This is a genomic window from Hahella sp. KA22 (genome assembly GCF_004135205.1).
In the GTDB taxonomy this organism is placed as follows: Bacteria; Pseudomonadota; Gammaproteobacteria; order Pseudomonadales; family Oleiphilaceae; genus Hahella.
Genome location: NZ_CP035490.1, coordinates 5148677 through 5161847 on the forward strand (window position 1 = coordinate 5148677; position 13171 = coordinate 5161847).

Consider the following 13171-nt stretch of genomic DNA (forward strand, 5'->3'; position numbering starts at 1 on the left):
AAAAGCGTTTTCTAGTTTGTTATCGCATTTCGAAAATACGCTTCCGAGTTTAATGGATAATCCGTCTAACGCGCCAGCATAGGCTTTACTACACTCTAATTGTCTGAAGCAATTCAGAGTCTTTTTCATTTCATTTCTTCGTTTACCCTGCTTAAATACTTGCAGATACCAAGTAACAGTAGCGCTGATGGATCAGCGCTTTTTTTGTGTTCGTTCCTCTATCCGAACTCTCTATACCATAGGTTGAATCCACGTGGCCAATTCGCCAAATGACCTGCTATTTGACTGGCTGACCGTCATGTCTCCGACTTGCGTCCTGAATATCGGTCCGGCGCAGCCGCCCGCTTTGCGCAGATACAGTGACGACAGGCCGGTGAATGTGACAAGCGCCGCCACGACGGCGGAGATTGCGGGCGTCGATAGCCGTCCAGAAGCCGCCGTTATCAGCGATGCGGTGGAGAAACTTCCTTTCCTGGCAGGACAAGCACTGCTGGCGGCCCCACGTAATCTGCTGATTCCCAATGTACTGGCGACCATAGATCATAATCAGTCGCCTGAATGGGACTTCAATCACTTGATCGCACTGGGATTTCGTCGCCTGGAGATTTTTACCGACCACAATCGGGCGCTGGCGGTTTACGCCTATTCCATCACGGATTACAACCCCAAACGGGCCTGGAACAATGCGGAAAACTGGGCGAATCCAGAGAGGTTCGGTAAATATTGGTGGTAAACGCGACGTCCACGTAGTGAGCTCGCAAGGCTCAGAATCAGTCTACGCAAAGCCGCGTAAGCACCCTTCCGCGAATATCTCCAATACTCTCTGAGCGTCAAAACAATCCTGTAAATGCGCCTCCAATTGCAACCGCTGCGCGGCTGGAATCTGATCGCGGTATACCGATAAATAAGCGGACATGATGGGACAGGTAAATTCAGGATGAAACTGCACGCCCCAGGTGCGATCGCCATAGCGGAACGCCTGATGTTTCACCCGCCCGCTGCTGGCCAGATTCACCGCCCCTTCCGGCAAGGTCAGTACGGACTGAGCGTGAGTCAGATGGGCGTGAAAGGTATGAGGCAATCGCGAGAAGATATAATCATCGCTATCTGAGGCATGGTTGGTGATCAGCAGGGAACCGATTTCTCGTCCCTCAGGTTGGTAGTCCACCGCGCCGCCCAAGGCGTCAGCCAGTAACTGGTGGCCGTAGCAGACTCCCAGCAGCGGCATACCTCGCTCTATTGCTCCCCGCATCCAAGCGCCTAAGTCTTCGGACCATTGCGCCCGATCCGTCACCATCGCCGGCGAGCCGGTGACGACGCAGCCAATAAAATTTCCTTCCGGCGCGTCATGGTACATATGGGTATTCCACAAATGCGTGGAGATCCCCATTTTGTCGAAAACATCAATAAACCAGCCATCAAAATTACCGAACTCTTCAAGGATAGCCGGATGCGTATCCCCACAGAGCGCGATCAGCAGTTTTCCTGTTTCCATATCGCCCAACGCCTTCATTAAAGCCAAGCCGCCCGCCTCCCCGACGCTCCCATAGAGAATCCCGGGAAGCAGCAGCCGTATCTATTATAATTTAAGCCTCTATAAGCGCTTTTTACTAAATATAGTGATAAACCTGTCAGAAGTATGCGCTCTTTAGCGCCGACAGATAAGCTTGGCGACTAAAAAACGGCCTACATATCGCCGAGAAACAGCGAAGAGAGCCGACAACCCCGTTCTACGCCCTGGCGTACATGGGTAACAAGAACAATGCGAGCAAAGTGAGCGCAACTATTAATCAGGCAGACAAATAGCTTCCTTCTATTTGTCTGCAACGACAGGGCCTGCACATGTCAGACCCTGTCTCCCGCGGCTAATCGCCGCGCAGGCGCATCCATGCGCCTGATTATTAACATGCCAATATCATTGCCATATTAATAACGCAGCAATTGCAAGCAAAGGAGAAAACAATGCAGGACAAACAACACATCCGCGCCTGGGTCAGCGGCAAAGTCCAGGGAGTCTGGTACCGCAACTCCACCCGCCAGGTCGCCGAACGCCTCCACATACTCGGCTATGCCAAAAACCTGCCAGACGGCCGCGTCGAAGTCCTCGCCTACGGCGACGCCGAAGCCGTCAGCCAACTCATAAACTGGCTCCACGACGGCCCCGAAGCCGCCATCGTCACAGAAGTCCAAACTGAACAGGTGGAAGGCGAAACGCCGCCGTTGGGGTTTGAAGTATGTTAGGGATAAAAGGGCTTTAGCGCAGAGCTGTTCCCGTTAATAGGCCATCAATACGAAGAAGTGGCCGGCTTATGCGTACTCTTAATCATCACAATCCTTTGTATTTAAAGTCGTAAACATCAGAGGAAATAAATGTTGCCGTACAAACTTCATTTTCTTGCTTGGCGATATGATAGGCTCGGTCTAAATGATAGAAATCATTGGACCAATCACCATCTTCATAAGTCAGCGCGCCGACAACTTCCCTAATAAGAATGCCTTCTTCTTCAAGATTTGCCGTTAAGAGGGCAATAGCCGCTTCTTTGGAGTCAGCTGGGACGACAGCGCGATTGTAGTAAAACTCACTTCCGTCCAGCTCAAGAGAGCTTGTTGGCAATACCGTACAGGTGGTATCAATAACCCAAAAATCAGCCATACATATCTCCGATGGACAGATGACGGAAAACTAACTTACTGACTCATACCGTCACGGCGCTGCAAGAATAGCTTCACGGGCAGCCAGTTTAGCCTCTCCGCTCATTTTCTTTATCCAAGTCTTTTATGCCTGGCGCATTAGCCAACAATCTGCGGCTTAACTCTTCAGAGAGGCCGATAAATAGTGTTGCGCTACTGTCCCAACATACGATTTCAAACAAAGCGCCGTCTAGCTGGGTACAGGGCGCGCCTTCCCAAAGCGCAGGGTTATCCTCGACGTAAGGCAGGCCTGATGTGAAGGCTTCCGTTCCCTTCGGAAATGCGGAAATGCGGAAATAACAGCCCAGACAAACTGGTAATCGAACTCTTCAATCTTTGCTGCAAACTCTTCGCCCAGCACCCAACTCGGGTCGACGATCCCACACCAGCCACCGTCTATATCGGATATGTGCCAGTCATAATCTCTCAGTTCAATTTCAAGCCAACCAGCAACGTCCTTCATGCTGGTGTAGAAGTTAACTGCTGGAACTCCCTTTTGGATGTAGTTCATTATTTAATCCCAGTTTGTAGCGCCCTCCACCATCAAGAACGTTTCGCCAGGGCATCCAGCGTAATCTCGCCAAATCGACTCAGTAGTTTCTTTTCCGCGTCGTCCATGGCGGTTTTTAGCGCTTCATTGATCGCCCTTTCAATAAAGCAATTTGAGTGTTCGTCGGTGAGACCCAGCGTAAACAGGGTCGGCTCGCCAAGCGCATTATGCACGTCAAGCAGGGTGATTTCGTTCAGCGGTTTAATCAACGTCCAGCCGCCGCTGTGGCCTTTGGCGGAATCAACATATCCCTGCACTCGCAACATGCCCATGGTGCGGCGCACCACGACTGGGTTGGTCGACAGCATCTCAGCAATCTGCCCTGAAGTCATAGGTTTGTCGCTGGCGGCCAGGTGAATCAGCACGTGCAACACTCGGGATAAACGACTGTCTTTTCTCATCTTGCATCTCGTGTAATAGACGCCCAATCCTATCACGCAACTTTTAACGTTACATCAATTGTCTCGCGCACCCAATATATGTAACATTTACAGTTACGTAAAATGAGCACACACATTCAGCAAAGCGAGCGACCCCAAAATGGATAAACAGCAACTGACACAGCTATTCGATCAACAGGCGCCCAACTACGACACGCAGTGGCGACGAATGTCTCCGATTAATAATGGGCTGTATTTCTTCATGGAGACCATTCTTGGCGTCCTGCCAGAAAGAGCCCACATCCTGTGCGTGGGCGCCGGCACGGGTAAAGAGTTGCTGCACTTAGCCCGGCATTTTCCTGAGTGGCGTTTTACCGCCGTTGAACCATCTGGCGAAATGCTGAATCAGTGCCGCAAAGCCGTTGAGCTGGCGGGTTTTACTTCTAGGTGCGACTTTTATCAGGGTTATGTGGAGACACTTCCCAGTGAAGAAAAGTTTGATGGCGCCACCAGTCTGCTGGTTTCCCAATTCATATTGGATCAACAAGCCCGAAGTGAGTTTTTCCGCCATATCGCCAACAGACTCAAACCTGAGGGGCTTCTCGTTAGCGCCGATTTAGTCGCAGATACCCACAGCGAAATCTACGAGGGACAGTTTAATTTATGGCTACGGCTGATGGCGAACGCAGCGGTATCGCAGGAGGATATTCAGCGGATGAAAGCCGCCTATAGTCAGGACGTCGCCGTACTGCCGACAGACACAGTTGCGGCCACCATCAAAGCGGGCGGTTTTACGACACCTATTCCTTTTTATCAAGCTGGCCTTATTGGCGCGTTCTTCGCCCATGCCAAATGACTGACTAGAGAGAATATGATTGAAGAGGTTAGCCGCCTCTCTCTCGATCTACCGGAATGGGCGGAGATGTAATTCACGCACCCTGTTGAACCAGCTCCTTTATCTTTATCGCCTTTTCGAAGTGGTCCAGTTTATTGATTAGAATCCACCATTCAGCGGCTTCCATTAACAATTCAGGATCATCATTTTTATTGGCGAAAAAAGCATAAAACGACACACCGACATTGGCGCCTTTAGCCGCAATTTTCTGATCACAGACAGAAATGATTTTCTTCCTCAAACTTTCTCTCATTACAACTCCGCAATTATTGACGCCGAACACACATTCGGCTGCGCCCTCAATCGACTCTGATTCAGCGCCCCACTAAAACACTCTTACTCTATACATGAGTAGTAGCGATTGTCACCAGGGCATCTATAAAACATGTATATCCTCTATGGTTATTACAAGTTCCCCTGACGAATTCTTTTTTATTTCTGCAGATAAAGTTAAATCACTGACTTCACCGTCATACCACAAATCAAACTCACTCTTTCGAGCTCCCGTAGCGCCATCATATATATCGTAAACATATACTGATCTATAAGCAGACTCTGGAGGCAAACTTATTATCCCGGGATACTCTCGTAATGCTGCTTCTATCTCAGATTGTGAAAGACGACCATTTTCATTCCTGGCGACTATTTCAGAAAACTTTGAGTTGACAAGAAGCACAACCAAACTCTCAAGCAAGCCTATAATGTTATCGTCCACTTTGTCGCTCCGTTCCCTCAACCAAGCCTATGCCTAGAACTACGAGCACCGCCTTTTTACTACAGTTGCTATTTCAGATCGGCTAATTCTCTAATGCAGCTTAGCCTTGCCATGCATGCTCATCTCTCCATTGCTGTTCCGCTTCCCTGCATGCTTTGCAGAAACGAATATCATAGTACTCGCCGTACATTTCTTCTGGCCCATTCACCGATGACATATAACTATTAGGGAACAGTTTTGCGCATGATTTTATGTAATCCGGGGAGTAATCAACATGACCACAAAACACCTTAACTTTTCCGTGTTCCAGTGTATTACCGTGTAACTCACATACACTGAAGATTTCTTGCAGCACTTCAAACGAAGATATTTCCAGAGCATGCTTTTCGCAAAACTGCTCAATAGCGCGCTCCTGCCAGAATAGAAGCCTGCTATCTCTCCCTCTGTTGATAATCGCGACAAACTTCTTATAGCGCTCATCATTTTTTAGGAATTTTCTCTAAATTCTATTGCGTTCATGTGTGCGTATAACGTCGTACATACACAGCAAACCGCGTAATCTGCTGTGTCGTGGGAGCAAAGGGTCAACTACCGCCAGTTTTACCCGGAGGGTGTTGCTCAAACCAGGAGACAATTTGAGGCATATGCTGTTCGAAGTTGCCCGGGGTTGATATGTTTAAAACGCCTGCGCGGGACGCGCTTCGATTCTCAAAGTCGTGAGTGACGCCACTGGGGGCGAGAACAAAACTGCCTTTTGGCGCTTCCGTCCATGCTTCGCCAATGAGAAAGCTCATTGTTCCTTCTATAACAAAAAATATGTCATCTTCATTATGGCTATGAGCGCCCGGTCCTTTTGAGTGCGGCTCTAGCCACCATTCGGATATTGAATAAGCTCCAGCAGACTCCTCGCCATCCGCTTTGAATATGGCTGAAATAGGCCCCATAGAGTATGAACGGCCTTGGCCTGGCGCTAAGAATATAGGCTGTCGATCTTCGTGTTTCATATTCAATGCTCCGTATTATTCAGCTAACGCCTCACCGTAGGATGCTGCCTGGCACCCTTCTGATTATTTTGTTAGGTGTTATCATAGCCACACTCGTTGACGAGCATAAGCCCATCAATATCACTGTGAACAGAGATTAATCAGTCATCGCGGTCGAATTGGAGTTGGTATTACAGTGTCTATACTCGCGCGTTTTACAAGCCCTGCCACATTGTGTGGTATGTGGCCACTATCAGCACCCAAGGGTACTCCGAGCCGCCGCTGAGTCAGAAAAAGCTGCGAAAATTTTAGCCTGGATTGATGCACACCGGCTGCACAGGACACATACAAAAACATGAGATATCTACTTTTAACTCTTTTACTTTCACTAGCTGGATGTTCTGTTGAATTTGGGCCTGAGCCGGACAAGGAAGGCCCTGCAGGAACCATATGGGCGGGAGGTGCGGATGGAGGCGTTTTTGTAAGCGTAAAAGATGATAGCAATCCCAATGACCGCATCTATCTTGGGAAAATTTATTACGAGCACGATTCCACAATCTGGTACGACGGGCGCTTAGAGCTGGTTGGCGTTATTGCTTTCGATCCTTCCGATAAAACCCAGTATTCTGGCTGGGATGGCGAAGTCCTCCATTTGAAGAATAAAGGGGGATATCTAAAGTCTTTGGATGAACCGCGCCAGCCTACGCCGTAGCCGTCCGTTTTAAACTACGGAATATTAGAAGCTCCATGTCGTTCCGGTCACAGGAATGCAGGACTCAATATACTATCTACCTCGCTGCCGCTGCTGCACTGGCCACAGCGGCCTGTCTTCGCGCCTCATCAGCCCTTTCCCGCCTGCCGTAAGGTACTGAGAGTATTTCTCCCTCATATATTCTCAGGAAGGAGTCGCATCCAAATTACCTGTCGCCAATAATACAAGAAAAAAGGTACTAATCCCCATCTTCAGCCTCCCACTGCTCAGCAAATCCATTACGCTCCAGATATCCACCCATGATGTTAATCAATCCTCCATAATGGCCTGCATTCCAAGCACACCATCAATTTCCTGCTTGTTCCTATCTGCGATAACCGATAGGTCAACCATACGCCAATAGAACTTAGCGAAGCGTTCGGCTTCTTCTTTGGTGGTAATCTCTCTCATGTTCCGCAACAGCCAGCGCCAGGTCATCGTTTAGGACTTTAGCGAAGTGTATAAATACTTTTTCTGATCTTGATCTCTAAAATTAATCGTCGTTACCCGGTAGGATATCTTTAATAACGGCCATTTGGTCAGCAATCCACAGTAAATTATCGCGAAATTTCTGCGCCGTCGCCCGTTTAAAAAGAGCGAAGGAAGCTTCAGACAAACCAGCCAGCAGTAGCAACCTATGCATCAACACCTATTCCTATCAGTACACACAACCTACTTAGCTAAAGTGAGCACCTGCATACTCACAACAGCTCTAGTTGCTTCCTGCACGTCGATGAGCGAAAGCGTTGCCGGGCAATCCGACGGTCCGAAAAGAAGTCTGGTTGATGACTTTGACTATATCGTTCCGATTTTGGATGAGGATCACTTCCGCATCTGCACTGGCCTTATTCTGAAGCACGGACTGGTGATTACAGCCAAGCACTGTTTTCGGGACGACTCCAAGAAAGGCAATTATTATCTCGCCTACTCTGAGGACGGCTCGATTGATCAAAACGATCTTTATATCCCCGTCGCCTCGTTCGAATATGACAGCTCGGTTGAAGGTATCAACGATCTGGCGATCGTGCATTATGATCCGGCTTACACCGAGGGGAAGCTGACGCTGAAGGATATCCCGCTAAACTTCGGTCCGACTCCAGAAGCTGGCGCGCCGCTGTTTTCAGTTGGCTACCCCATTGTTAAAACGCAGAACACCTTGAGGGTCAGCTCCGCTAGATGCCAGCGCAAGCAGCGATCTGGAAAGCTATTGCCCTCGCCCAAATCGCCGGGGTACGACGGCGTGTTATTCGATACGGACTGCCCCGCCTTCTGGGGAAATTCCGGCGCACCGGTCTTCAGCGCTCACTACGATGAACAGGGGAATATGGAGTTAATATCGCTGGAAGGCGTAATCACGCATACCTTTGACTTGGTTAGTAACGGGGATCTTGATTATAGGAAAATGAAACACGATGCTTTCGGCCCGTATATGACGTCGAATTATTCGCCGCTTCATCAGACCGTGCGCCTGAAGGAAATAATAAAGGCCCTATAAGAGAGAACTTTCTCCTGACACGTCAACAACGAGCCTGGCAATCAAATCCTGCACCGCCTTCGTCTCCTCCCGCCCAGGAAATGCGTGAAAACGTAGCGCCACGGCAGGGTTTTCATGGAGCAGGAGGTAACCGCCATCTCCTGGTTGAGTTTCATCGTAGAAGCGGCGCGTCGGGAACTGCGTAAACCCCGTCATACCCGGCTGGTACAGTCGATATTGCGCCGCAATGGGCTCAAACTGAGGCTCTGCGTGCGCTGCTAGGATGGCGTCATGAAGCATGTCAGCTAGATGATCAACCTGTTGCTGCAGCACGGCCAACTTCCTGTCATTTTCCCTTTCCGCACGCTCCAGATCTTCGCCCTCTCCTCTTTGGACCTTGAGTCCCACCGTCATTTCAACGTAGACAAAGCCGACGATACTGAATCGGGAAACCATTCCGCTCATGTCGCTTCACCCACGTAATATTTGTTCTAATTGAGCATAACCAAATTAAATGCTGACTCTATCGAAACCCGAAATTTTTTAATTTGAGGCCACATGAAAACAGTAGAAGGCGATTTATTGGCGCTGGCGCAAGCTGGCCACTTTGATGTCATTATTCATGGCTGCAATTGTCAGTGTCGGATGGGTCGTGGAATTGCTCTGTCGATCAAAAATACGTTTCCGGATGCTTACAAGGCGGATTTAAAAACGGAGAAAGGCGCTCAGGAAAAGCTGGGAACTTACTCCTACGCCGAGATCACTAGCGACGACTCATCTTTCACCGTCGTTAACGCCTACACCCAGTTCCACTGGCGTGGCGCTGGCGATCTGGCGGACTATGAGGCGATTCGGTCTGTCATGAAAAAGATCAAGACTGACTTCTCCGGCAAACGCATCGGCTATCCGTTGATTGGCGCAGGTTTGGCGGGGGGAGACTGGGAGCGGATAGCCGCCATAATAAAAGAGGAGCTACAAGGCGAAGATCATACGCTCGTTAAATGGGCCGGCTCGGCCGCCTAGGGGTCATATCCCCACATAAACACTTGGCCGCCGGTCTCAAAGTTACCTTGAATATTGATCTCGTTGAGTAACTTCCCGCCGCTGGCCGGGTCGCCAGTATTGTTGAGATAAATGCCTTTCATGCTGTAACCATCGCCGACGAAATTGACTCGTTCAGGCAGTTGCAGAACCATGTGGCCGCCATCGTCCACATCCAGTTCCAGAGAACCTTCGATATCCATGGCGATGGAGATTTCATCGGTGAAATAGTAGGTCTGGGCGCCGCCGTCATGCTCAGTGGTGATGTAGTTGTAGCGAAAGCCTCGGGTGCGGCGGCCGTCGCTTTCATCCTGCGGCGTACCGGGGTCGTCCAGACCGCCGTCATGGGCGTTGATGCGCACCCGGGGTATCTCGATGATCAAACCGCTTTGCGCCGATACTTGCGACAGCTCCCCCTCTTCCATACCGCGTAATTCCGAGGCGGCCTTGTCGGAAACGCTTAGCGCCAGACACATCAGCATTGCACGACTCAGAAGGAGCCTGTCAGTGACTGGTTTGTGCTGTGTCATTGTCACTCCGCCTAGTTGCGTACGTTGAATATAAGATGATCCAAGGTGACGCCGTGGATGCGGGATTCATTCAGCTTCGATTGCGTCATCTGCGCCTGAAATGTGAGATCCACTTTAGGGAAATTGGGATCATAATCTGGATGCTGCGTATCCGGCAGCCCTCCCCCCGACGGGATGATGCCGCCGTCTTCCGTAAAAGGCTGCGGGTCGGAATAGGCGAAGCGCAAACCGTTGAGCGCGGCTTCAAAGGTGGCGGAATGCAGGTGTAGATTTTCCAGCCGGAAATTATAGAGAATGAAATCCGTGGCGGGATCGAACACGCCGTCGCCAATCTGAGATTCGACCAGCCACTCGGGAATCAAAAGCTCATTGATGTCCACATTGAGCAGCATGCCCTGACGCGAGTCCGCGCCACGACTGCCGTCATCGACTCGGGTGCTTTCTATCTTATAGCCCTCTGGAATCCCGCTGTACGCAACACCGCCGAGAATGGAAATGTCATTCATCGACACGCTACCCAGCATGGTGTGCTCCGACGGTGTACCGCCGGCGCGGATATTAGGGTTATTGGGATTGGGGACGTCTGGATTGCCGAATTCTTCATTGAAGCGAACGTCCAGATTGCGCCAACCTTCCATTCCAGGTAGCCCGATACGCAGCATAGGAAGCCCAACGCCCGAGTTATTCACCAGAGAAGCGTCCATTTCCACCAGACTGAAGGTCAACGGTGATTCAAATGTGCCGATCGCGTCAGCGGAAAGCTGGAACTCTTTTAAACCCAGGCTAGAGCCGTCCGCAGCAATGATATTGATGCTGCCCGCTTCCGCGCCGTCTATCGCCATCCCTTTGAACTTGACGTTATCAAAAGCGAAACTGAACCCGCTGCGACCGTCCACTTGCCCCAGCTCTTCATCAGTCAACGCCTCCATCGCCACGGCGGCGGCGCTGAGCGTCAGACAACAGATCGCCAGCACAGGTTGCGGATGTTTCATGGTTCCCTCCTGATACAGTTCATCGCTGCTTTAAAACAACTTATTGTTCTGATATCCCATGCGCGGGTTGTCGTCCCCGACGCCGAAAAATATCTGCTGCAACGTCGGCCCAACGTCGGTGTGCGCCTCCAGATAACCATCTGTTGGATGATTGGGATCGTTGAAAGGAATGCCGAAATTCCAGCCCGGCAAATCCGGCCGGGAATCAGGGATAATCCCTTCAAGGTGCTGCGACCACATGGCTCCGTTGATCGAACCATTCTGATTCGACATCAGATTGCCCGCGCCCTGCACAAAGGAAATATAGAAGTTTTTAACGTTGTGATAGTCGAGGCTGGTCACATTCGAAAGATTCAACTCCTTCCCGCCGTAGCTGTAACCAATGCCCGCATTGCCGGTGAGGCCGACATTGTCCGGAGTAAAACCGCACATGCCGCCATTGCATACCCATTCGCCGGGCGCCGGCGTTTGCGGGTAGTTGCCGGAGCCATCCGGCATGTATCCAATAATGTTGACGAAGGTGTCTTTGGTGCCGCTGCCATATATCTGCGAGCGCACCAGTCCGCCCAGATCCGCCATGATGCTCAATGCCGGTATGTAACCGGAAATGGAATCGATGGTCACCGGTGTCGAACCATCTACTCTGCCAAAACCAAAACGAATGCCGCGAATGGTGTCCGCGCCATCAGCATGATGCTGCTTCTGAATTTCCAGATAGGGGTCTTCAAACACGAAAGGATCTTGCGCCGATTTGCCGAAACCGAAGTTCCTCAGCGCCACGTCGGGCACACCCTGGCCGTTCTCGTCTTTGTAGATGGAATTGTTGGCGCCGCCATAGTCGCCGAGGGTCAGCTCTTCCGCGAAGGCATGTAACTCACCGGAGCCATTGAGCTGGAGCCGATATACTGTCGCGTCCACAGACTCGGTTTGCGTGCGCTGTTCCACCCGGGTAAATCCAATACCGGGATTTTTAATGAACTCAATGCCGGTCAACTGGCTCAGGTTGTAATTGATGTCCGTTGCGGAAAACTCCAAGGCGGACTGGGCTGAAATTTCGCCCATTTCCTGATCCGCCATCGGCTTCAGCTCACTATGGGCGACAGGATGGCCCAACGCAGGCAGCAGACACAACAGAGTTCTCCACGTTCCTTTGGGTATAAGGTCCATCTCCGTTCCTCTTTATTCTTATTCATTCAGTACTGCACTTCCAACTATGCTTACTGCTGTCGAACAGGGGCGGACGCTCGCGCTCGCTGCAAGGGTCTTTGTTCGACAAAATAAAACTAACACTTGTTAATTTTTAAACAAGAAGAGGAATAAGAGATATTTCCACAAGCGAGATATTCGGCACAAAAAACACATTAAATGCGCTTAAGTTTGGCCCAACATTGAATTTGTGCGCAATTTTTGCACCGTTGACAGGGATTTCGCCGATCCGAACAGTTGTTAGGAATTACTTCTAGCACTATTGCAAACCGGCGAGTTACTCCGCAGAGACTGACGTCACAGCGCCTTTCGCCATAACTTCCGAACCATAGATAGCCATACGCGCCTGAATGATCGTGCGCTCGATGATTTCATTGCGTTTTTCCGTATTGGCGGACAGGCTTTCAACCCCCGCCTGAAACGCGCAATTAACAAGCATTTCAGAGAGATAAAGCGGATGCGCAACCGGCCTGTCCGTCGCCGTTCCTGCCTCCGCAAGCGGCTTGGCCATGGCCTCCACCACATGCTTCACCTCACGCTCAATCGCATCCCGAAACGCCTGCACACGTCCTACCCGTTCCGCAGCGACAAAATGGAATAAGTCGCCATTCTCTTCCAGATAGCGCGCAAAGACGCGAATCGTGCGGCGCACGACCCCTTCCCGCACATCCACCTCTTTCCAGGTTTGCCGCATCAGACGACGCAAGGTCAGCCCCGCCTCGTCGATAATCGCCAGACCCAGCTCTTCAAGATTCGGGTAATAATTGTAAAACGTCGGCGGCGCAATTCCGGCCTCACGGCAAATCTCCCGCAAACTCACCCCGGAATACCCTTTCGTCCGGCACAGACGCAGCGCGGCGTTACAGATATTACGATTAACTTGTTGCTTCTTCTCGGCTCTTACGGCCATAGCGGTGGTTACCAGTCAGTAATTTCAGCTTCGTGAGCTTATATCACATAAAC

General features: G+C 50.6%; 19 protein-coding genes. 6 read left to right on the forward strand and 13 right to left on the reverse strand.

From position 1 onward, the window contains the following. Window positions 1–253: 253 nt before the first annotated feature. Entirely contained in the window at window positions 254–733 is a 480-nt protein-coding gene (locus tag EUZ85_RS22700) for a DUF6231 family protein (RefSeq protein WP_127972221.1), read from the forward strand. Window positions 734–775: 42 nt separating this feature from the next. On the opposite strand, the gene EUZ85_RS22705 is transcribed toward EUZ85_RS22700, so the two are convergent. Continuing rightward, a complete protein-coding gene (locus tag EUZ85_RS22705; RefSeq protein ID WP_127974546.1) occupies window positions 776–1513 on the reverse strand; it encodes a glutamine amidotransferase in 738 nt (245 codons plus the stop codon). A gap of 449 nt (window positions 1514–1962) precedes the next feature. Here EUZ85_RS22705 and EUZ85_RS22710 point away from each other — a divergent pair, with 449 nt between their 5' ends. Next, window positions 1963–2241, forward strand: coding sequence for an acylphosphatase (locus EUZ85_RS22710; protein ID WP_127972223.1), 279 nt, complete (start codon window positions 1963–1965; stop codon window positions 2239–2241). A gap of 85 nt (window positions 2242–2326) precedes the next feature. Here the strand turns inward: EUZ85_RS22710 and EUZ85_RS22715 are convergent, their stop codons facing one another. From EUZ85_RS22715 to EUZ85_RS22725, 3 genes are all read right to left on the reverse strand, one after another. Continuing rightward, complete coding sequence (locus EUZ85_RS22715) at window positions 2327–2653, reverse strand: hypothetical protein (protein WP_127972225.1); 327 nt, start codon at window positions 2651–2653, stop codon at window positions 2327–2329. 228 nt (window positions 2654–2881) lie between these two features. Next, complete coding sequence (locus EUZ85_RS22720; protein ID WP_127972227.1) at window positions 2882–3202, reverse strand: hypothetical protein; 321 nt, start codon at window positions 3200–3202, stop codon at window positions 2882–2884. Between the two features lie 32 nt (window positions 3203–3234). Next, a complete protein-coding gene (locus EUZ85_RS22725) occupies window positions 3235–3642 on the reverse strand; it encodes an Rrf2 family transcriptional regulator (protein ID WP_127972229.1) in 408 nt (135 codons plus the stop codon). Window positions 3643–3781: 139 nt separating this feature from the next. Between EUZ85_RS22725 and EUZ85_RS22730 the strand changes: the two genes are divergently transcribed. Further along, window positions 3782–4477 carry a class I SAM-dependent methyltransferase gene (locus EUZ85_RS22730; RefSeq protein WP_127972231.1) on the forward strand — a complete coding sequence of 232 codons (696 nt, stop codon included), beginning with the start codon at window positions 3782–3784 and terminating at the stop codon, window positions 4475–4477. A 73-nt stretch (window positions 4478–4550) separates the two neighbouring features. Here EUZ85_RS22730 and EUZ85_RS22735 read toward each other — a convergent pair whose 3' ends face one another. The 3 genes from EUZ85_RS22735 to EUZ85_RS22745 all read right to left on the reverse strand — a co-directional run bounded on the left by EUZ85_RS22735 (window position 4551) and on the right by EUZ85_RS22745 (window position 6235). Beyond that, on the reverse strand, window positions 4551–4769 hold the full coding sequence (locus EUZ85_RS22735; RefSeq protein WP_127972233.1) for a DUF6500 family protein: 219 nt from the start codon (window positions 4767–4769) through the stop codon (window positions 4551–4553). A 123-nt stretch (window positions 4770–4892) separates the two neighbouring features. After that, the gene (locus EUZ85_RS22740; RefSeq protein ID WP_127972235.1) at window positions 4893–5231 is read right to left on the reverse strand and encodes a hypothetical protein; all 339 of its coding nucleotides are present in this window, start codon (window positions 5229–5231) and stop codon (window positions 4893–4895) included. A 584-nt stretch (window positions 5232–5815) separates the two neighbouring features. Continuing rightward, on the reverse strand, window positions 5816–6235 hold the full coding sequence (locus EUZ85_RS22745; protein ID WP_127972237.1) for a cupin domain-containing protein: 420 nt from the start codon (window positions 6233–6235) through the stop codon (window positions 5816–5818). A 334-nt stretch (window positions 6236–6569) separates the two neighbouring features. Between EUZ85_RS22745 and EUZ85_RS22750 the strand changes: the two genes are divergently transcribed. After that, a complete protein-coding gene (locus EUZ85_RS22750; RefSeq protein ID WP_127972239.1) occupies window positions 6570–6926 on the forward strand; it encodes a hypothetical protein in 357 nt (118 codons plus the stop codon). 309 nt (window positions 6927–7235) lie between these two features. Here EUZ85_RS22750 and EUZ85_RS31740 read toward each other — a convergent pair whose 3' ends face one another. Beyond that, window positions 7236–7376, reverse strand: coding sequence for a hypothetical protein (locus EUZ85_RS31740; protein WP_241566834.1), 141 nt, complete (start codon window positions 7374–7376; stop codon window positions 7236–7238). Window positions 7377–7602: 226 nt separating this feature from the next. Between EUZ85_RS31740 and EUZ85_RS22760 the strand changes: the two genes are divergently transcribed. Next, window positions 7603–8460, forward strand: coding sequence for a serine protease (locus EUZ85_RS22760; protein WP_127972241.1), 858 nt, complete (start codon window positions 7603–7605; stop codon window positions 8458–8460). Here EUZ85_RS22760 and EUZ85_RS22765 read toward each other — a convergent pair. After that, window positions 8455–8904: a hypothetical protein gene (locus EUZ85_RS22765; protein ID WP_127972243.1), complete on the reverse strand. Its 450-nt coding sequence runs from the start codon at window positions 8902–8904 to the stop codon at window positions 8455–8457. The genes EUZ85_RS22760 and EUZ85_RS22765 overlap by 6 nt on opposite strands. Before the next feature lie 93 nt (window positions 8905–8997). On the opposite strand from EUZ85_RS22765, the gene EUZ85_RS22770 reads away from it, so the two are divergent. Then, window positions 8998–9462 carry a macro domain-containing protein gene (locus EUZ85_RS22770; RefSeq protein ID WP_127972245.1) on the forward strand — a complete coding sequence of 155 codons (465 nt, stop codon included), beginning with the start codon at window positions 8998–9000 and terminating at the stop codon, window positions 9460–9462. On the opposite strand, the gene EUZ85_RS22775 is transcribed toward EUZ85_RS22770, so the two are convergent. The 4 genes from EUZ85_RS22775 to fabR form a co-directional block, all read right to left on the reverse strand. Further along, complete coding sequence (locus EUZ85_RS22775; RefSeq protein ID WP_127972247.1) at window positions 9459–10010, reverse strand: hypothetical protein; 552 nt, start codon at window positions 10008–10010, stop codon at window positions 9459–9461. The two genes, EUZ85_RS22770 and EUZ85_RS22775, sit on opposite strands and share 4 nt — an antisense overlap. Before the next feature lie 11 nt (window positions 10011–10021). Then, complete coding sequence (locus EUZ85_RS22780) at window positions 10022–11002, reverse strand: hypothetical protein (RefSeq protein ID WP_127972249.1); 981 nt, start codon at window positions 11000–11002, stop codon at window positions 10022–10024. 30 nt (window positions 11003–11032) lie between these two features. Continuing rightward, on the reverse strand, window positions 11033–12169 hold the full coding sequence (locus EUZ85_RS22785; RefSeq protein WP_127972251.1) for a hypothetical protein: 1137 nt from the start codon (window positions 12167–12169) through the stop codon (window positions 11033–11035). Between the two features lie 316 nt (window positions 12170–12485). Next, window positions 12486–13118, reverse strand: coding sequence for an HTH-type transcriptional repressor FabR (fabR, locus tag EUZ85_RS22790; RefSeq protein WP_127972253.1), 633 nt, complete (start codon window positions 13116–13118; stop codon window positions 12486–12488). Window positions 13119–13171 lie beyond the last annotated feature (53 nt).